The sequence below is a fragment of the Actinomadura sp. NTSP31 genome (assembly GCF_041951385.1).
Taxonomy (GTDB): domain Bacteria; phylum Actinomycetota; class Actinomycetes; order Streptosporangiales; family Streptosporangiaceae; genus Spirillospora; species Spirillospora napierensis.
The window spans coordinates 1-18,827 of record NZ_JBGNUT010000038.1 but is presented as its reverse complement, the minus strand read 5'-3'; the positions used below and the strand labels follow the sequence as shown (position 1 = coordinate 18,827).

At 72.8% G+C, this 18,827-nt stretch carries 17 protein-coding genes; 12 read left to right on the top strand and 5 right to left on the bottom strand.

Annotated elements, in window-relative coordinates; all coding sequences use genetic code 11:
• The first annotated feature begins 8 nt into the window (after positions 1–8).
• From tmk to ACA514_RS41850, 9 genes are all read left to right on the top strand, one after another.
• A complete protein-coding gene (gene tmk / locus ACA514_RS41890) occupies positions 9–2,129 on the top strand; it encodes a dTMP kinase (RefSeq protein WP_375047016.1) in 2,121 nt (706 codons plus the stop codon).
• Between the two features lie 114 nt (positions 2,130–2,243).
• Positions 2,244–3,386, top strand: coding sequence for a DNA polymerase III subunit delta' (locus ACA514_RS41885; RefSeq protein WP_375047014.1), 1,143 nt, complete (start codon positions 2,244–2,246; stop codon positions 3,384–3,386).
• Positions 3,387–3,538: 152 nt separating this feature from the next.
• Positions 3,539–5,248 carry a S8 family serine peptidase gene (locus tag ACA514_RS41880; RefSeq protein ID WP_375047012.1) on the top strand — a complete coding sequence of 570 codons (1,710 nt, stop codon included), beginning with the start codon at positions 3,539–3,541 and terminating at the stop codon, positions 5,246–5,248.
• 147 nt (positions 5,249–5,395) lie between these two features.
• Positions 5,396–5,920, top strand: coding sequence for a SigE family RNA polymerase sigma factor (locus ACA514_RS41875; RefSeq protein ID WP_375047010.1), 525 nt, complete (start codon positions 5,396–5,398; stop codon positions 5,918–5,920).
• Complete coding sequence (locus tag ACA514_RS41870) at positions 5,917–6,495, top strand: permease-like cell division protein FtsX (protein WP_375047008.1); 579 nt, start codon at positions 5,917–5,919, stop codon at positions 6,493–6,495. Before ACA514_RS41875 ends, ACA514_RS41870 begins: the two co-directional genes overlap by 4 nt.
• A gap of 19 nt (positions 6,496–6,514) precedes the next feature.
• Positions 6,515–6,994 (top strand): low molecular weight protein-tyrosine-phosphatase, encoded by a 480-nt coding sequence (locus ACA514_RS41865; RefSeq protein WP_375047006.1) that lies wholly within the window; start codon positions 6,515–6,517, stop codon positions 6,992–6,994.
• A 1-nt stretch (position 6,995) separates the two neighbouring features.
• Positions 6,996–7,838, top strand: coding sequence for a fructosamine kinase family protein (locus ACA514_RS41860; RefSeq protein WP_375047004.1), 843 nt, complete (start codon positions 6,996–6,998; stop codon positions 7,836–7,838).
• Between the two features lie 129 nt (positions 7,839–7,967).
• Positions 7,968–9,002: a hypothetical protein gene (locus ACA514_RS41855; RefSeq protein ID WP_375047003.1), complete on the top strand. Its 1,035-nt coding sequence runs from the start codon at positions 7,968–7,970 to the stop codon at positions 9,000–9,002.
• A 92-nt stretch (positions 9,003–9,094) separates the two neighbouring features.
• A complete protein-coding gene (locus ACA514_RS41850) occupies positions 9,095–9,922 on the top strand; it encodes a stage 0 sporulation family protein (RefSeq protein WP_375047103.1) in 828 nt (275 codons plus the stop codon).
• A 16-nt stretch (positions 9,923–9,938) separates the two neighbouring features.
• On the opposite strand, the gene ACA514_RS41845 is transcribed toward ACA514_RS41850, so the two are convergent.
• The 5 genes from ACA514_RS41845 to ACA514_RS41825 form a co-directional block, all read right to left on the bottom strand.
• A complete protein-coding gene (locus ACA514_RS41845) occupies positions 9,939–10,460 on the bottom strand; it encodes a hypothetical protein (protein WP_375047001.1) in 522 nt (173 codons plus the stop codon).
• Between the two features lie 65 nt (positions 10,461–10,525).
• Positions 10,526–11,953, bottom strand: a complete 1,428-nt coding sequence (locus ACA514_RS41840) for an MFS transporter (RefSeq protein ID WP_375046999.1) — start codon at positions 11,951–11,953, stop codon at positions 10,526–10,528.
• Positions 11,954–12,097: 144 nt separating this feature from the next.
• Positions 12,098–13,210 carry a fatty acid desaturase family protein gene (locus tag ACA514_RS41835; protein WP_375046997.1) on the bottom strand — a complete coding sequence of 371 codons (1,113 nt, stop codon included), beginning with the start codon at positions 13,208–13,210 and terminating at the stop codon, positions 12,098–12,100.
• Between the two features lie 12 nt (positions 13,211–13,222).
• A complete protein-coding gene (locus ACA514_RS41830; protein WP_375046995.1) occupies positions 13,223–14,272 on the bottom strand; it encodes a ferredoxin reductase in 1,050 nt (349 codons plus the stop codon).
• A gap of 320 nt (positions 14,273–14,592) precedes the next feature.
• Positions 14,593–15,345: a DUF427 domain-containing protein gene (locus ACA514_RS41825; protein ID WP_375046993.1), complete on the bottom strand. Its 753-nt coding sequence runs from the start codon at positions 15,343–15,345 to the stop codon at positions 14,593–14,595.
• A 183-nt stretch (positions 15,346–15,528) separates the two neighbouring features.
• Here ACA514_RS41825 and ACA514_RS41820 point away from each other — a divergent pair, with 183 nt between their 5' ends.
• Genes ACA514_RS41820 through ACA514_RS41810 form a run of 3 tightly spaced genes read left to right on the top strand, consistent with a single transcriptional unit; the run spans position 15,529 to position 18,760 of the window.
• A complete protein-coding gene (locus ACA514_RS41820; RefSeq protein WP_375046991.1) occupies positions 15,529–16,722 on the top strand; it encodes an efflux RND transporter periplasmic adaptor subunit in 1,194 nt (397 codons plus the stop codon).
• On the top strand, positions 16,722–17,462 hold the full coding sequence (locus ACA514_RS41815) for an ABC transporter ATP-binding protein (protein WP_375047102.1): 741 nt from the start codon (positions 16,722–16,724) through the stop codon (positions 17,460–17,462). Before ACA514_RS41820 ends, ACA514_RS41815 begins: the two co-directional genes overlap by 1 nt.
• Entirely contained in the window at positions 17,459–18,760 is a 1,302-nt protein-coding gene (locus ACA514_RS41810; RefSeq protein WP_375046989.1) for an ABC transporter permease, read from the top strand. The genes ACA514_RS41815 and ACA514_RS41810 overlap by 4 nt, the downstream gene beginning before the upstream one ends.
• The last annotated feature ends 67 nt before the right edge of the window (positions 18,761–18,827 follow it).

The window sequence follows — 18,827 nt, the reverse complement described above, 5'->3', positions numbered from 1 at the left end:
TGACCGACATGACCAGAACGGACGCCACCCGGCCGCACCCCGCCGCGCCGCAGCCGGGTGCTTCGTCGCTCCCGGCCCCTGCGGGGCCGTTCCGCCGGCTCCGGTCCGCGCTGTCGGTGTCCGGCCTGGGCCTGTGGCTCGCCGTGCCGGCGCTGTCGGCGATGGCGGTGCTGCCGGCGGACGGCACCGGGGCGCGGCTGCGCGCCGCCGGCGGTGCGCTGGCGCTGCTGGTCCTGCCCGCGGTGCTGCTCGCGCCGCTCGCCGGGGCGCTCGCCGACCGGATCGACCGGCGGCTCGCGCTGCTGATCGCGGACGCGCTGCGGTTCGTGGTCGTCCTGACGGTGCCGCTGGTCGACGCCCTGCCGTGGACCCTGGCGGCCGCGTTCCTGGTCGGCTGCATGTCGCTGCTGTGGGCGCCGGCGGCGGCCGCGTCGCTGCCCGCCCTCGCCTCCGGCGCGAGCATGGAGATGGCCGGGGGCGGAGTCCTCGTCGCGAGTGCGGCAGGGGAGGGCGATCCGCGCGCCGCCGCGCGCCGGACGGCGGTCCGCGTCGTCTACGGGCCGGCGCCGGTCGCCGCGCTGGTGTTCGCGCTGCTCGCTCTGGTCGCGAACGCGGCGCTGGGCGCGTCGCACCGCGCCGACCTCGCGCTGTACGTGACGGCGGCGCTGTTCGTCGTCTCGGCGGCGCTGACCGCGCTGGTCAAGGACGTTCCGGCGACGGAGCCGATCACGGTCCCCGCGCCGCTGAAGCTGCTGTTCCGGGGGCCCGGCCTCGACCGGGCCGGCCTCGGCCTGGCGGTCGGCGGTGCCGCGCTCGCAGCGGGCGCCGTCGTCGCCGTCGCGCGGGTGCACACCGGCGAGCTGGGCGGCGGGGACGCCGGATACGGCGCCGTCCTCACCGGGCTGGCCGTGGGGCTCGCGTCCGGTCTGTTCCTCGGGCCCCGCGTGCTCGGGCCGTTCAGCCGCCGGCGGCTCCTCGGCCTCGCGGTGATCGCCGCCGCGCTGCTGCTGGTCGTCGACGCGCTCGTGCGCAACCTCGTCGTCGTGGTGTTCGTGACGGCGTTCCTGGGCGTCGCCGCCGGTGCCGCGTGGTCCAGCGGCGTCGCCTCTGCCAACGACTCCGACCGCGACCCCGACGCGCCGCAGGACGACCGTCCGCGCGCGTTCCTGCGCTCGGTGGTGCTCGTCGCCACGCTGGTCGCGTTCGCGGCCGTCCCCGCCGTCGCGGGGGCGCTCGGCTCGCACCGGATCGACGCCGGCGATGGCTACGACCTCGACGGGTCGATGGCCGCGCAGCTCATCGCCGCCGTCCTCGCCCTGGTGGCCGGGCTGGCGGCGTACCGGAGGCTGGACGACCGGCCCGGGATCCCGCTCGTCGCCGACCTGCGGGCCGCGCTGCGCGGCGAGGTGTACGTCCCGCCCTCGCAGATCGTGGAGCCCGAGCCCGTGCGCCGCGAGCACGGCGTGTTCATCGCGTTCGAGGGCGGTGAGGGCGCGGGCAAGACCACGCAGGCGCGGCTCGCCGCGATCTGGCTGCGCGACCACGGCTACGACGTGATCACCACGCACGAGCCGGGCGCCACCAAGATCGGCATGCGGCTGCGCGCGATGCTGCTGGACCGGGACACCACCGGGCTGTCCGACCGCGCCGAGAGCCTGCTCTACGCGGCGGACCGCGCCGACCACGTCGCCAACGTGATCAGGCCGGCGCTGGAGCGCGGCGCGATCGTGGTGAGCGACCGCTACCTCGACTCGTCGCTGGCCTACCAGGGCTACGGCCGGCGGCAGCCGGTCGAGGAGATCGCGCGGGTCAACGCGTGGGCGACCGGCGGCCTGATGCCCGACCTGACCGTCCTGCTGGAGGTCCCGCCGGCGGACGGGCTGCGCCGGCTGTCGGCGCCCGCCGACCGCATCGAGTCCGAGCCGCAGGAGTTCCACGAACGCGTCCGGGCGGGCTTCCGCGCGCTCGCCGAGGCCGATCCCGACCGGTACCTGGTGCTGGACGCGAGCCGCCCGCAGGCCGAGCTGAGCCGCCTGATCCAGTACCGCATCCGCGAGATCCTCCCCGACCCGATCCCGGCCGGCACCGAGGACGCGACGAGCACCTTCCCGGCCATCACGGACGTCTGACCGGCGCCTGGAGCGGAGCGCCAGCGGAGCGGAAGGCGACGGTCAGACCGCTTTGCCGGGGGGTCTGGGGGGTTGTCCCCCCAGGAGGGACTCTGAAGCCCGTAGCCTGGTGTCATGAGCGTGTGGGATGACCTGGTGGGGCAGGCGCCGGTCGTCGAGCAGCTGTCGTCGGCCGCCGACGGCACGGGCGGCGGCATGGCGCACGCCTGGCTGTTCACCGGGCCGCCCGGGTCGGGTCGGGTGACCGCGGCGCGGGCGTTCGCGGCGGCGCTGCAGTGCACCGAGACGCCGCGCGGCTGCGGGCACTGCGCGTCCTGCCACCAGGTGCTGCAGGGCACGCACGCGGACGTGGAGGTCGTCCGCCCGCAGGGGCTGTCGTTCGGGATCAAGGACGCCCGCGCGCTGGTGCTGCGGGCGTCGTCGTCGCCGAGCGGGCGCGGCCGGCAGATCGTGCTGTTCGAGGACGCCGACCGGGCCACCGAGGGCGCGGCGAACGCGCTGCTGAAGGCGATCGAGGAGCCGCCGCCGCGGACGGTGTGGCTGCTGTGCACGCCGTCGGCGGAGGACCTGCTGGTGACGATCAGGTCGCGGTGCCGGCAGGTGACGCTGCAGACGCCGCCGATCACGGCCGTCGTGGACATGCTCGTCCAGCGCGACGGCGTCGACCGGGACACCGCGGAGATCGTCGCGCGGGCCGCGCAGGGGCACATCGGCCGGGCGCGGCTGCTCGCGTCGGACGAGCGGATGCGCAGGGTGCGGGCGGAGGTCGTGGCGGTGCCGCGCCGGCTGACCGGGGTGAGCCCGGCGGTCGCGGCGGCGGAGACGCTGGTGAAGGCCGCGCGGGCGGAGATGGAGGCGCGGACGTCGGAGCTGAACGAGCCGGAGACGTCCGCGCTGCGCAAGGCGCTGGGGGAGAGCGAGAAGGGCCGCATGCCGCGCGGGACGGCGGGCGCCCTGAAGGATCTGGAGGACCGGCAGAAGTCGCGGTCGACGCGGCTGCTGCGCGACGCCCTGGACCGCACGCTGCTCGACCTCGCGTCCTATTACCGGGACGTGCTGGCGATCCAGCTCGGCGCGGGCAGCGAGCTGGTCAACATCGAGCTGGGGCCGGAGCTGCGGACGGCGGCGGGCGCGGGCCGCCCCGAGGACACGCTGCGCCGGCTGGACGCGATCATGGACTGCCGGGAGAAGCTGGCGGCGAACGTCAACCCGCAGCTGGCGTTCGAGGCGCTGACCCTCGCGCTGCGCACGGGCTGAGCACCCTTATTCGACGGCTCGTCTTGGATTAACACAAGTCGTCCCATTTTGTTACAACTCCGTACGCGTCTCTCAACAGACGCACCCGTACCGTCTGCTGGCCAAAGCACGCCGAGAAAGGGCGAGCTCCCCCCATGGCCAGGAGGTCTGCTTTGCGGCGAGCCTTGATTTCCGCCGCGTGCGCCGTCGTCACCACGGCGGCGCTCGCGATTCCAGCGTCCGCGGCACCGGTCGAGCCGCGCGCGAAAGGCGAGGCGTCGGAGTACGTCGTCCTCTACAAGGAGGGCGTTTCGCCGGCCCGGGCCCATGACGCGGTGAAGGCGGCCGGCGGCTCCGTCGTCAGCGAGAACACCGATGTGGGCGTCGCGACCGTGCGATCGAAGAACCCGGAGTTCGTCCGCGCGGCGATGGGGCAGGGCGCCCTGGACGGCGCCGCGCACAACCGGGTCATCGGCGAGGCCCCGAAGGAGAAGAAGGCCGCCGCGAAGAAGGTCGAGAAGACCGTCGGCGCACAGGGCCGGCTGGCGGTGAAGGGCAAGCCGTCCAAGGACACCGAGCCCCTCGCCGACCTGCAGTGGGACATGAAGCAGATCCACGCGACGGCGGACGGGTCGTACCGGGCCGAGCCCGGCGACAAGAAGGTGCTCGTCGGCATCCTCGACACCGGCGTGGACGGGGACCACCCCGACATCAAGCCGAACTTCGACCGCAAGCTCAGCCGGAACTTCACGCACGACGTCCCTTACGACGCCGACGGCAATGTGCTGGACGGCCCCTGCGAGTTCAAGTCGTGCGTCGACCCGGCCGACTGGGACGACAACGACCATGGAACGCACGTCGCGTCCGAGATCGCCTCGCCGCGCAACGGCCTCGGAATGGCGGGCGTCGCGCCGAAGGTGACGCTGGTGAATCTGCGGGTCGGCCAGGACTCCGGGCAGTTCTACCTGCAGCCGACCGTCGACGGCCTCACCTACGCCGCGAAACACGGCATCGACGTCGTCAATATGAGCTATTACATCGACCCGTGGCTGTGGAATTGTGCCAATAACCCGGCGGACAAGCCGGAGGACCAGCTCGAGCAGCGCACCATCATCCAGGCGACGCAGCGGGCCCTGGACTTCGCGCACCGGCACGGCGTCACGCTGATCTCCGCGGCGGGCAACGACTTCGTCGACTACACCAAGACCAACATCGACGACACCAGCCCGGACTTCCCGTCCTACCCGGGAGAGAAGCCGTACGAGCGGACGATCCCGGCGAGCTGCCAGTCGATGCCGTCCGAGGGGAAGCACGTCGTCGCGATCTCGGCGACCGGGCCGAGCACCCGCAAGTCGTACTACAGCAGCTTCGGCAACGGCTACGTCGCGGTGGCCGCGCCCGGCGGCGACAAGGTCGACAACGCCGCCCAGCGACCGGACGACCGCGGCGGCATCTGGGCCGCCTACCCCGAGCGCCTCGCCAAGGAGCGCGGCGAGCTGAACGCGGACGGCACCCCGAAGGTGTCGTACGTGATCCGCAGCTGCAAGGGCAAGACGTGCGCCTACTACCAGTCGCTGCAGGGCACCTCGATGGCGTCCCCGCACGCGGTGGGCGTCGCCGCGCTCATCATCAGCAAGTACGGGCACCGCGACCGCCAGGGCGGCGGCCTCACGCTCGACCCGGACTTCGTGGAATGGAAGCTGCGCGGCAGCGCCACCCCGAAGGCGTGCCCGAGCCCGAGCACCGTCGAGTACGTCTGGTACACGCAGACGGACGGCAAGTGGGTGAAGCACACCTCCACGCAGACCTGTGAGGGATCCAAGGAGCAGAACGGGTTCTTCGGGAACGGCATCGTGGACGCCCTCCACGCCGTCCAGCGGTAACCCCTCCTCCGACACGCGGCCCCCGTCCCCTCCCGGCCGGGGGCCGCGCCCTTGCACGGGGTGCGGCCGCGTCCCCCTGAAAAGAATCCACCGCGCGAAGCAACCTGTGGTGCTCGGTGGCGTCTCTGGGACATGGAGACTAAAACGGTGCTCCCCGAACTGGACCGCCCCACGGCCTCAGCGGCCCATGACGCGGCGGACGCGGTCACGGAGCTGTACCGGGGGCACGCGCTCGGGTTGATGCGCCTCGCCCTCGTGATGGTGGGCGACCGCGGGACGGCGGAGGACGTCGTCCAGGACGCGTTCGCGGGCCTCTACAAGCGGTGGTCGCGGTTGGACGACCGGGACAAGGCGCTGACGTACGTGCGGTCGGCGGTCCTGAACGGGTCGCGGACGGCGCTGCGCCGCCGCCGCAGGCCGCTGCGGGCCGTCCACGCGGCGCCGGTGTGGTCCGCCGAGGCCGCGGCGATGGTCGGCGAGGACCGCCGCGAGGTCATGGAAGCGCTGCACGGGCTCCCGCACCGCCAGCGCGAGGCGCTGGTGCTGCGGTTCTTCGCCGACCTGTCCGTCGAGGAGATCGCCGCCGCGATGCGGGTCAGCACCGGCACCGTCAAGTCGACCACGTCCCGGGCGCTCGCCGCGCTCGGCCGGATCCTGGAGGAGGAGCAGTGAACGCGACCGAAGAGCGCCTGGCGGACGCGCTGCGGACCGTCGGCGAGACCATCGGGCCCGAGGACGTCCCGCCGCCGCGCTTCACCGGACGGCGCCGTGCGGCGTTCCGGCGCCCGATGCTGCTGACGGCCGCCGTCGCGGCGTCCGCCGCCATCGTGGCCGGTGGCGCGGTCGCCGGAGGCGCCCTGTCGTCCGGCCACGAGAACGGCCACAAGACCGGTGCGCTGACCGTACCGGCCGGCGAGGTGCAGGTGGAGGTGAACCTGTGCACCAGGACGTCCTCCAACGCCTCATGCGAGGGCAAGGAGATGACCGGCGCCCAGAGGGCGGAGCTCCAGAGGGCCCTGAAGGCGGACCGGCGGGTGCGGGAGGCCGTGTACATGACGAAGAAGCAGCGCTTCGAGCGATTCAAGGCGCGGATGGAGAGCTCGGGGGCGCCGACGCCGTCGTCGGGCTTGCCCCGGGACATCCCGGAGGCGTTCATCGTGACGGTCGCGCGCGCGGACGCGAAGAGCGTCATGCAGTCCTACCTGGGGCGTCCCGGCGTCGACACCGTCATCGTTGTGGGGCGCTGACCTCGGGCATGATGGGGCCATGCCGTACCGAGTCACTTTCGTCTGCACGGGGAACATCTGCCGCTCGCCGATGGCGGAGGCGATCCTGCGCCATCACGCCGAGGAAGAGGGGCTGGACGTCGAGGTCGACAGCTCCGGCACCGGCAACTGGCATGTGGGCGACGGCGCCGACGAACGGACCGTCGCGGCGCTGCACCGGGCCGGCTACCGGTCGGCGCACATCGCCCGCCAGTTCGAGGAGTCCTGGTTCGACCGGTACGACCTGATCCTGGCGCTCGACCAGGGGCACCTGCGGGCGCTGCGGTCGATGGCGCCGGACGACGAGGCGCGGGCGCGGGTCCGGCTGCTGCGCGAGTTCGACCCGGAGGCGGGCGACGACCTGGACGTTCCGGACCCCTACTACGGCGGCCGGGCCGACTTCGACCTCGTGCTGGAGCAGGTGGAGGCGGCGGTCCCGGGCCTGCTGGAGGAGATCCGGGCCGGGTCGAAGGCCGCCTGACGTGCGGGAGCGCATCGGACGGCTGCTGGGCAGCCCGGTCGAGTCGGTCCGCGGTCTCGGGTCCAGCCACGCGTGGACGCTGCACCGGGCGGCGCTCGCCGACGGGCGCGAGGTGTTCGTGAAGGCCGCGCCCGACCAGGCGGGCGTGTTCGCGGCGGAGGCGGCCGGGCTGCGCTGGCTGGGGGAGGCGGGGCCCGGCGCGCCCGTCCCGGACGTCCTGGCCGCCGACGACCGGATGCTCGTCCTGCCGTGGCTGCCGTCGGGCGCGCCCACGCCGCAGGCCGCCGAGCGGCTCGGCCGCGAGCTCGCCGCCCTGCACACCGGTTCCCGCCCGGACGCCTACGGCGCGCCCTGGGAGGGGTTCATCGCCGACCTGCCGCTCGACAACACCCTCGACGGCCGCGGCTGGCCCCGCTGGTACGCGGAGCGCCGGCTCGAACCGTTCCTGCGCCGGGGCGAGCGGCACCTGTCGGCGGACGACGTCCGGCTCGTCGAGCGGGTGATGGAACGCGTCGAGGAGCTGGCCGGGCCGCCGGAGCCGCCGAGCCGCATCCACGGCGACCTGTGGTCGGGGAACGTCCAGTGGACGGGCGACCGGGCGCTGCTGATCGACCCGGCGGCGCACGGCGGCCACCGGGAGACGGACCTGGCGATGATGGCGCTGTTCGGCACCCCGCATCTCGACCGGATCATCGCCGCCTACGACGAGGTGGCGCCGCTCGCGGACGGCTGGCGTGCCCGCGTCCCGCTGCACCAACTGCATCCGCTGCTGGTCCATGTCGCGCTGTTCGGCGGTTCGTACCGCACGTCGATGGTCGAGGCGGCCCGTTCCGCACTGGGCTGATGTCCCGTTCCCGCGCGGTCATCCACTAGGGTCGTGGCGCCTCAGGCACGGGCTCGGACTCGAAGTGATAACTCCGCCAACACGGGCGTTTGCCGCGAGGTATGACAAAAGCCGAGCAGTGGAGAGGCGGTGCGGACCGGCGCCATGGACGGCGGACGCGACGAGCGCAAGAACGGGATACGGCTCCGGCAGGCGTGGCGGACCGCGCTGCCGGTCGGTGCGGCCGCCGCGGCGGCGCTCTTCCTCGGCGGCAGCATCGACCTGGTGCACCGCCACCAGCGCGAGGCGAACAAGAAGCACGACGCGGCGGCCGCCGCCGTCAGCAGCACGCCGCCGGGGCCGCGCTTCGTCGTCGGCGTCTCCCGCACGGGCACCGCGCTGACCGTCCGCGACGCCCGCTCCGGTGCCGCCGTCGGCCTGCCCGTCGCCGCCCCTCAGGGACGCCGCTTCGAGCGTGTGGCGGGCGACGGCGACTCCTACGTCGTCGCCTCCTACGGCGGCCGGAAGGTCACGTTCCAGCGCCTCAAGCTCGACGGCGACGGCCGTCCCGAGTCCCTGACGGAGCTCCCCCAGGCGACGATCTCCGGCGTCTCGGCGGCATGGTCGGACCTGGCCGTGGCGTCCGACGGCGACCGGATCGCCTACGTCACCTACCGGGACGCCCGCGCGCGCGTGGACGTCGTCTCCGCCCGCACCGGAGTTCACAAGGCCTGGACGACCCCGTACTCCGCCCGCGTCAGCAGCCTCTCCTGGGCCGGCGACACCCTCGCGTTCGTCTGGAACCCCGTCCGGCGCGTGCACGGCAGGCTCACCGAGACCGGCCACGAGATCCGCACGCTCGACACGGGCGGCGCCGCCGGAGACCTCAAGGCCAGCAGGGCGGTCGCGAAGCTGCCGAAGGGCACCACCAGCGCGGTCATCAGCCACGACGGCAAGACCGTCGTCGCGGGTGTCGTCCAGCGCTCCGTCGGGTCCCTCCAGGCGTACTCGGCCGCCACCGGCGCACCGACGAAGATCCTCTGGAGGCAGGCGCTGGAGGCCCCGATCACCGGGCTCGACTCCGGCGCCAAGGGAAAGCTGCTGATCTCCGCGGGCGACGGCCGCGTCTACGCCGTGGGCGCCGGCACGCTTCCCGGTAAGGATCTCGCCGACACCGCCTGGTGAGCGGAGCCCGATGAGCACCGCTTGGTGAGGAGTGTCACGCGTCCGCCGTACAGTGGACCCACGAACCGGGCGAACGGAGCGAAACCGTGGGCATGGTGATGGCCGTCAGCTTCACCCGTTACGGCCGCCTCTACTACCTCGACCCGGGCCCTCACACCCCGAAGGTGGGCGACAAGGTCCTCGTCCCCACCGACGCGGGCGCGGAGGTCGCCGAGTGCGTGTGGGCGCCGCAGTGGGTCTCCGAGGACATCGGCGGCCTCCCCGAATGCGCCGGCCCCGCCACCGACGAGCACCTCGCCCGCGACGACGCGAACCGCCGCCGCCGCGCCGAGGGCCGCTCGATCGCCAAGCGGCTCATCCGCAGGCACGAACTCCCCATGAAGGTCATCGGCGTCGACTACCTCGACGCCGACAACGTCTTCAAGATCTACTTCACGGCCCCGCACCGGGTCGACTTCCGCGCCCTGGTCCGCGACCTCGCCCGCAACATCAAGGCCCGGGTCGAGCTGCGCCAGGTCGGCCCCCGCGACGAGGCGCGCCTGCAGGGCGGCATCGGCCCGTGCGGCCGCGACCTGTGCTGCGCCACCTTCCTCAAGGACTTCGAGCCCGTCTCCGTCCGGATGGCGAAGGAGCAGGACCTGCCCGTCAACCCCCTGCGCATCGCCGGCGCCTGCGGCCGCCTCATGTGCTGCCTCAAGTACGAGCACCCGCTCTACGTCGAGGCGCACGAGCGGATGCCGAAGCTGGGCGCCCGCGTCGAGACCCCGCAGGGCCCCGGGCAGGTCGTGGGCCGCAACGTCCCGTCCGACAAGGTCGCCGTCCGGCTGAACAGCGGCGGCCGCTGCTCCTGCCCCTCCGCCTCCGTCTGCTCCCCCCGCCAGCAGCACGACGCCCAGTACAACCCCACCCCCGACGACTGACGCCTTCGGGGGCCGTTCAGGGGAGAAGACCGGTGAACGTGGTCCTGAAGGTGACGGGGTTCTCGAGATGCGCGAGGTAGCGCTCGCTGGTCACCTTCAGCGTGAAGTCGGCGCTCCCGCGCCCCGTCTTGGCCAGCTCGAACGCCATGACCATGCCCTTCGTGTGCCGCCGGAACCCGTCCGGGTCCGGCTTGAGGCTGACGAAAGGGCCGTCCTCGTCGGAGCCGAAGGAGCCGGAGAGCTCACGGCGGTGCCGCTCCTCGGCCTTCACGCCCGGCTCGTCCACCAGGAACCCGTCGGCGTCGACGCGGACCTTCCGCCCCATGAAGAGCTCGAACAGCCTCCTGAACTCGGCCTCGGTCGCGGGCGCCAGCGGCCCGGTCGCGGCATCGGGCCTGTCCCACGCGTCGATGATGAGCTGGACGCCGAATTCCGGCCTCCTGGAGAACTTGGTGTGATGAGCGTTCAGGGCCGTCACGGACCCCGTGAGCGTCCGCCCCTCCCGCGCGTTCAGCGCGACTTCCAAGATGTCGGTCATGGCCCGTCACCGTACCGACCACCTCCGACACCCCGACCCCTACCGGCCGGCGCCCAGGCGGACGGTCAGGCGCGGTTCTTCGGGAGGAGTTGGGCGAGGGCGGCGGTGGCGGCGCAGAAGCCGATGACCGGTAGCAGGCCCGCCTGGAAGGCGTCGGCGACGTCCGCCGGGACGGGGTGGGCGCCGAGGACGCCGTAGAAGACGATTCCGACGAGTGCCACTCCGAGTGCGCCGCCGACCTGCTGGAACGTCGACAGGACGCCCGCCGCCGAGGCCGCGTGGCTCTCGCCGACGCCGGCGAGCACGAGCGCCGACATCGGCGCGAGGACGAAGCCCATGCCCGCGCCGGCGAGGGCGAGGCCGGGGATCAGCCAGGCGACGCCGCCGTCCTGGGCGATGCCGTCGATCAGGAGCAGGCAGCCGGCGGCCTGGACGACCGCGCCGAGCGCGAGGACCTGCCGGCCGATCCGGGCGGCGACGGCACTGGCGCGGGTCGAGGCGGCGAAGTAGCCGGCGCCGAGGGCGGTGAACAGCAGGCCCGACTGCAGGGCGCTCAGGCCGCGTCCCTGCTGCAGGTAGAGGGCCAGGTAGAGGAAGAACGAGGCCATGGCGAGCTGGTAGGCGAGGGCGATGCCGACGCCGACGGTGAACGCGCGCTCCCGGAACAGCGCCGGGGCGATCAGCGGCGCGGTGCTGCGCCGCTGCCAGAGCGCGAACGCGGTGAGCAGGACGGCCGAGCCGGCGAACGAGAACCACGTCCACTCCGGCCAGCCGAGCCGGCGGCCCTCGATCAGCGGCAGGACGAGCGCGACGAGGCCGAGCGTGACCAGCGCGGTGCCGGCGAGGTCGAGCCGGGTGCCGCGGGCGGCCGGGGTCGCCGGGACGGTCCGCCGGACGAGCGCGATGGTGGCCGCGCCGATCGGCACGTTGATCAGGAAGATGCTCCGCCAGCCGCTGCCGAGGACGTCCGCCTGGATCAGCGCGCCGCCGATGAGCTGGCCGAACACGCCGCCGAAGCCCATCGTCAGGCCGTAGGCGGTGAACGCGCGGACGCGCGCCGCGCCCTCGAACGCGCCGTTGATGATGCCGAGCACCTGCGGCATCAGCATCGCCGCCGCGACGCCCTGCGCCACTCGTGCGGCGATCAGCGCGCCGGCCGTGGGGGCCAGCCCGCAGGCCAGGGACGCGGCGGTGAACGCGGCGAGCCCGATCGCGTACATCCGGCGGCGTCCGGCCAGGTCGCCGAGCCGCCCGCCGGTGATCAGCCCGCCGCCGAGCGCGAGCCCGAACCCCGCGACCACCCACTGCGTGGCGGCGGCGCCCGCGTGCAGGTCGCCCTGGATGTCGGGGATGGCGACGTTGACGATGAAGAAGTCGAGGGTGGTGATGAAGATGCCGATGAGCAGGACGAGCAGGCCGCCCGCCGGCGCTGCGTGCGCCGGCGCGGCCCCCTGCGGCTGCCTGCCCGCTCGCGGTGTCGCGGTCGTTGACAAGGGTGCTCCCCGGTTGGGTCCGTCGTGGTGTGCACCATGACGATCTCCCGCGCGCGGTCATCGGGTCGATGACGCGAGAGGTAATGCCGCGCGCGAGCGGCCGGGGTCAGGCCGCGGGTCGGGGTCAGGAGGCGACGGACGGGGTCAGGCGGCGACGGGTTCGCGGGTCGCGGGCTCCGGCTCCGGCTTCGGGGCGCCGCCGGGCAGCGCGTACCGGAAGATCTTCTTCCAGGTGCTCGTGACCTGCTTCGACAGCGAGCCGGTGTGGTACGGCAGGCCGTAGCGGGCGCACAGGTCGCGGACGCGCGGCGCGATCTCGGCGTACCGGTTGCTCGGAATGTCCGGGAACAGGTGGTGCTCGACCTGGTGGCTGAGGTTGCCGGTCATCAGGTGGAACAGCGCGCCGCCGGTGATGTTCGCCGAGCCGAGCAGCTGCCGGACATACCACTCGCCCTTCGTCTCGTCCTCGAGCGGGTAGTCCTCCTCGAACACGTCGATGTCGCCGGGGAAGTGCCCGCAGAAGATGATCATGTGCGCCCAGACGTTGCGGGCGACGTTCGCGGTGAAGTTCGCCGACAGCGTGGACAGGAACTGCGGGCCGCTGAGCAGCGGGAACGCCAGGTAGTCCTTGCCCCACTGGCGGCGGATCTTGCGCCCGATGGCGCGCAGCTTCGCCTTCGTCGCCTCCTCGTCGTGGGTGCCCTCGCGGATCCTGTCGAGCTCCAGGTCGTGCAGCGCCACGCCGTACTCGAAGAACATCGCCAGCAGCGCGTTGTAGACCGGCTGCGGGACGTTGCCCCAGCTCCACGGCTGCTCGGGCGCGACGCGCAGGATGCCGTAGCCGACGTCGTTGTCCTTGCCGAGGACGTTGGTGAAGGTGTGGTGGACGAAGTTGTGCGAGTGCTTCCACTGCTCGGCGGGGGAGACGTTGTCCCACTCCCAGGTCGTCGAGTGGATCTTCGGGTCGCGCATCCAGTCCCACTGGCCGTGCATGACGTTGTGCCCGATCTCCATGTTCTCCAGGATCTTCGCGACGGCCAGCGTCGCGGTCCCGGCGAGCCAGGCGGGCGGCAGCGCGGACGCCATCAGCAGCGCGCGGCCGCCGATCTCCAGCCCGCGCTGCCAGCGGATCACCCGGTGGATGTAGTCCGCGTCGCGCTCGCCGAGGTCGGCGGTGATCTCGTCGCGGAGCGCGTCCAGCTCGCGGGCGATCGCGGCGTAGTCGGCGGGGGTGAGGTGGTCGGTCGGTGCGGGCATCGTCGGTCCCTTTCAGAGTTCGATGTCGACGGGGCCGGCGGCGGCCGAGATACAGGTCTGGACGATCTGGCCCTCCTCGCCGTGCACCTCGCCGGTGCGCAGGTCGCGGACCCGGCCGGAGCGCAGCCGGCCGACGCAGCTGTGGCAGATGCCCATCCGGCAGCCGCTCGGCAGCAGCGCGCCGGCGCGCTCGCCGGCGTCCAGGAGCGGCGTGCTCCCGTCGGCGTCGGCCTCGACGCCGCTCGCGGTGAAGCGGACGCGGCCGCCTTCGCCGCCCGTCCCCGCCGCCAGGGCGGGGCGGAACCGCTCGACGCGGAGCCGGTCCTCGATCCCGGCCGCCCGCCAGTGCTCGGCGAGGTCGTCAAGCATTCCGGACGGGCCGCAGGCCCAGGTGTCGCGTTCCGCCCAGTCCGGGCAGATCGCGGCGAGATCGGACGGGGTGAGGCGGCCGTCCGCGGACGTGTACCGCTCGTGCAGGCGTATCCCGGGCATTCTCCGCAGCTCGTCGCCGAAGATGACGTCGCCGGCGTGGCGATCGGAGTGGACGAGCGTGACATCGGGCGCGATGTCGGGTGCGGCGTCGGGCGCGGCGTCGGGCGCGGCGCCCGTGCCGGCGAGGTGCCGGAGCATCGCCATGACCGGCGTGATCCCGCTGCCCGCGGTGACGAACAGCAGCCGGGACGGCGCGGGCGACGGGAGCGTGAAGTCGCCGTCCGCCGCGCCCAGCCGGACGATCGCGCCGGGGCGGATCTCGTGGACGAGGTGCGCTGACACGAAGCCGTCCGGCGCCGCCTTGACCGTGATGGTGATCCGGCCGTCCGGGCGGGACGGGGACGACAGCGAGAACGTGCGCCAGTGCCGGACGCCGCCGATGTCCACGCCGACCTTCACCCACTGGCCGGGGCGGTGGCCCCGCCACGCCGTCCCCGGCCTGATCACCAGGGTCGCCGCGCCGGGCGCCTCGTGCCGTACCGCCTCGACGCGTCCGCGCGGTTCGGCGGTGGACCACAGCGGGTTGAGCAGGCCGAGGTAGTCCTCGGGCAGGAGCGGTGTCGTCAGCATTCGGGCGGCCGCCGCGAGCCGGCGGCCCGGCCTGGACCGGCCCCGTCCGGAGCGGTCCGGCCTGGATCGATCCGGCCGCACCGGGGCGGCCGGGAGTGCAGAGGTCAAGGGTGCCTCCCCGTCGGCGCTCTGACATACGCGTGAGTAACCTACGGTTACGTAGCCGTAGGGAAGGAGCAAGCCCCGGCGCCGGAAAGCGACAGGCATCACACCATCGCACGATGGTCCATCCGATGGTGTAATGCCTGGTGACAACGTTCCACGTGGATATGTGGGTTGGGCGCTACCTCTCCTCGCTCAGACGACGGAACCGTCCGGTCTCAGAAACGCGACTTCGGCCGCTCCTGCAGCACCCCGTCGACGAAGACGTCCACTTTCTCGTTGTAGAAGCAGACCAGACCGGCCACCTGGCGGGACTCTTCCAGCGGCGTCCGGTACCCCCACGCCAGATCCTCGTGGACCTTGCCGCCGGCCCGCACCGACCAGTACTCCGCCGTGCCCTTGTAAGGGCAGTGGCTCACGGTGTCGGTGTGCTCTAGCAAATCCATCCGGACGTGCGTCTTCGGCAGGTAATACCGCACCGGAAGACCGGTCTCGAACAGCAGCCTGGGGCTCGACGACTCCGCCACCGTCACGCCGTCCACCTCCACGCGCACATGCCGCGAACTCGCCAGCACGTCGACACGCGTGTACGGGTTGCGCGGATGGACGAACACCTCCTCGTCCTCCTCGAACCAGGCGTCCATCGCGTCCCAGTCCAGCCGGACGAGCCCGCGCAGCTCCTCCACCGGCGACTCGGCATAGCGGAGCACCGCGCCCGGCGCCTCCGCCCCGTCCACCTTCACCGTGTAAGCCGTCGCGTCGCCCCGGCTCGGCGAATGCTTGCCCGGGCCGTCCTCGACAAGCTCGGCCCGCACGTCCGCCACAGGGAAGTAGTAGGTCGGGTAGTAGGGGATCTCCCAGACGAGATACGGCGACGTGGTGTCGGCCACCAGGTTGCCGCCGAGGTACGCCCTGACGCGCTTGCCGCTCTGCTCGATACGGACGCGGGTCCGCTCCTTCGGTGCACTCATGACCGCACCAACCCGCCCGTCGGCAGTGCTATTTCGCCTTCCGGCGGCCGCTTCCCGCCGCCTCGACCGCGACCCCTGTATCTGCCCACATGCGCCCGTCCTGTCACACCGGTCCCGGTTCTCTCATCCAATTCTCATATTCACCTCACCTCAGCCCCATGCGCGGCCAAGAGCCTGCTCGACATGAAATGGCCGTTCCAACGCCGGACCACGCTCATCAACGGCACCCTCGGCGTGCTGCTGGTGGCCGGAGCCGGCACCGCATACCTCACCCTCGGCGACGGAGGTGACGGCGCCGCCGCGGCCACCCGGGTCACGCAGGTCCAGCGCGGCACGGTGTCGGCGTCGGTCTCGGCGTCCGGTTCCGTCGCGAGCGCCCGCAGCGGCGACCTGTCGTTCGGCGCGTCCGGCACGGTCGCCAAGATCTACGTCAAGGCGGGCCAGAAGGTCCCCGCCGGCGCCGTCCTGGCCCGGCTCGACCAGACCGAGGCGCTCGAGAACGTCGACGCGGCCAAGGCCAACCTGGCCGCCGCCGAGGACGGCGACACCACGTCCGCCAAGGGCTACGCCAGCTACCTGCAGGTGAAGAACGCCTACAACTCCGCACTGCGCGCCTACCAGGGCACCGTGCTGAAGGCCCCGTTCGCCGGGACGGTCACCGCCGTCAACGGAACCGTCGGCGGCAGTTCCAGCGGCTCCGGGGCCTCGTCGTCCTCGTCCGGCTCCGGCGCGAGTTCCGGGGCGTCCGGCTCGGGGGCCTCCGCGGGCGGAGGGGCCTCGTCGTCCTCGTCGTCCGGGTCCTCCTCCTCGTCGTCGGGCTCGGGCTTCATCGAGCTCATCGACACCAAGCACCTGCAGATCGAGGGCGACTTCACCGAGGCCGACACCACCAAGCTCAAGACCGGCCAGACCGCGACCGTCTCCTTCGACGCGCTCACCGGCAAGACCGCCACCGGCAAGATCACCGCGATCGGGCTGTCCCCGACCACCACCGACAACGTGGTGAAGTTCCCCGTGACGATCTCGCTCACCAAGGTGCCGTCCGGGGTCCGGCTCGGGCAGACCGCCACCGTCGAGATCACCACCGCGTCCGCCGACGACGTCCTGTACGTGCCGACCGCCGCCGTCAAGACCGCCGGCGGGCAGAGCACCGTCACCGTCGTCCGCAACGGCAAGCAGGTCCCCGTCACCGTCGAGGTCGGCGTCAAGGGCGACCAGGGCACCGAGATCACGTCCGGCCTCGACGAGGGCGAGCAGGTCGTCGTCACCTCCAGCACCACCGGATCGACCGGCACCACCCAGCGCGGCGGCCTGCCCGGCGGCGTCGGCGGCGGTTTCGGGGGCGGCGCGCCGGGCGGCGCCGGAGGCCGCAGGTGATCCCCCAGCCGGTCCTCGACATCCGCGACGCGAGCAAGACCTACGGTGAGGGCGACACCGCCGTCCACGCGCTGCGCGGCGTCTCCCTCACCGTCGACACCGGCGACTACGTCGCGATCATGGGCGCGTCCGGGTCCGGCAAGTCCACCCTGATGAACATCATCGGCTGCCTGGACGTGCCGACCTCCGGCCGCTACCTCCTCGACGGCATCGACGTCGGCGGCCTCGACGAGCGCCGCCTCGCCATCCTGCGCAACCGCCGCATCGGGTTCATCTTCCAGTCGTTCAACCTCATTCCCCGGATGACTGCGCAGGCCAACGTCGAACTCCCGCTCGCCTACGGCGGCGTCAAAGGCCCCGAACGCCGCCGCCGCGCCCTCGCCGCCCTCCGCGAGGTCGGTCTCGCCGACCGCACCCGGCACGAGCCCAACGAACTGTCCGGCGGCCAGCAGCAGCGCGTCGCCGTCGCCCGCGCCCTCGTCACCGCCCCCACCCTGCTGCTCGCCGACGAACCCACCGGCGCCCTCGACAGCGGCTCCACCGCCGACGTCCTCGCCGTCTTCGACCGGCTCAGCCTCGCCCGCCGCACCATCGTCGTCATCACCCACGAGGACGACGTCGCCGCGCACGCCAAACGCGTCGTCCGGCTCGTCGACGGCCGCGTCGTCGACGACGTCCGCCGCGCGCCCGTCGCCGGCCCGCCGCCCGCCGTGTCCTGGACCACGGAGGGCGCCCGGTGAGCCCCCTGGAGATCCTGCGGTTCGCGCTGCGCGGCCTGTCGGCCAACAAGATGCGCAGCTCGCTCACCACCCTCGGCATCCTCATCGGCGTCGGCGCCGTCATCCTGCTCGTCGCCGTCGGCAACGGCTCGTCCGAGCAGATCAAGAAGAGCATCCAGCGGCTCGGCGCCGACTCCCTCACCGTCACCAAGACCACCACGGGCGGCGGCGGACGCGGCGGCTTCGGCGGTTTCGGCGGCGGCCCGGGCGGCGGGGGCGGCCCCGGCGCCGGCTCGCAGACCGGCCAGAGCTCCGGCCCCCGCACCCAGGCCCACGACCTGACCGCCCAGGACGCCGCGGCCCTCGTCGACGCCTCCGACGCCCCGTCCGTCAAGAGCGCCTCACCTGTCGTGACCAGCCAGTCCGTCACCGCCGGCTACTCGGGCACCAGCGCCACGATCAGCCAGTTCGTCGGCACCACCCCGACCTACTTCGCCGCCGCCAACAAGACCGTCGCCGCCGGCTCCGCCTTCACCGCCGCCGACGTCACCGCCGCGAACAAGACCGTCGTCCTCGGCAGCACCACCGCCTCCGACCTGTTCGGACGCGTCAGCCCGATCGGCAAGAAGATCGACGTCAGCGGCATCCGGTTCACCGTCGTCGGGGTCCTCAAGGCGACCGGGTCGTCCTCCTCCAGCTTCTCCGACCCCGACAGCATCGCGGTCGCCCCGCTGCCCGCCGTCCAGGAGGCCCTCACCGGCTACGGCGCCCTCGACCAGATCATCGTCCAGGCCAAGGACTCGGGCGCCGTCGACTCCGCCCAGGCCGAGATCACCGACATCCTCGGCCAGCGGCACGACACCGCCTCCTCCGGCACCGCGGACTTCACCGTCTCCAGCCAGGCCAGCGTCCAGTCCGCGGTCTCGGAGTCGAACAGGACCTTCACCGTCCTGCTCGGCGCCGTCGCCGCGATCAGCCTGCTCGTCGGCGGCATCGGCATCACCAACATCATGCTGGTCACCGTCACCGAGCGGACCCGCGAGATCGGCATCCGCAAGGCCGTCGGCGCCCCCCGCGGCGCCATCCTCGGCCAGTTCATCGCCGAGGCCACCGTCCTGTCCCTCATCGGCGGCGTCCTCGGCGTCGTCGCGGGCGTGGTCGGCAGCCTCTTCACGATCGTCGGCGTCAAACCCGTCCTGGTCCCGTCGTCGATCGTGCTCGCCCTGGCCGTCTCCGTCGCGATCGGCCTGTTCTTCGGCAGCTACCCGGCCAACCGCGCCGCCAAGCTCCGCCCGATCGAGGCGCTCCGCCATGAGTGACCGCCCAAGGAGCCACACGTGACCCCCAGGCGCCACAGCCCCGACCGCCCACGCTCCCGCCCCACCC

Coding starts and splice junctions, on each gene's coding strand:
- tmk (WP_375047016.1), top strand. CDS start 9: ATGACCAGAACGGACGCCACCCGGCCGCACCCCGCCGCGCCGCAGCCG.
- ACA514_RS41885 (WP_375047014.1), top strand. CDS start 2,244: ATGAGCGTGTGGGATGACCTGGTGGGGCAGGCGCCGGTCGTCGAGCAG.
- ACA514_RS41865 (WP_375047006.1), top strand. CDS start 6,515: ATGCCGTACCGAGTCACTTTCGTCTGCACGGGGAACATCTGCCGCTCG.
- ACA514_RS41850 (WP_375047103.1), top strand. CDS start 9,095: ATGGTGATGGCCGTCAGCTTCACCCGTTACGGCCGCCTCTACTACCTC.
- ACA514_RS41845 (WP_375047001.1), bottom strand. CDS start 10,460: ATGACCGACATCTTGGAAGTCGCGCTGAACGCGCGGGAGGGGCGGACG.
- ACA514_RS41835 (WP_375046997.1), bottom strand. CDS start 13,210: ATGCCCGCACCGACCGACCACCTCACCCCCGCCGACTACGCCGCGATC.
- ACA514_RS41830 (WP_375046995.1), bottom strand. CDS start 14,272: ATGCTGACGACACCGCTCCTGCCCGAGGACTACCTCGGCCTGCTCAAC.
- ACA514_RS41825 (WP_375046993.1), bottom strand. CDS start 15,345: ATGAGTGCACCGAAGGAGCGGACCCGCGTCCGTATCGAGCAGAGCGGC.
- ACA514_RS41820 (WP_375046991.1), top strand. CDS start 15,529: ATGAAATGGCCGTTCCAACGCCGGACCACGCTCATCAACGGCACCCTC.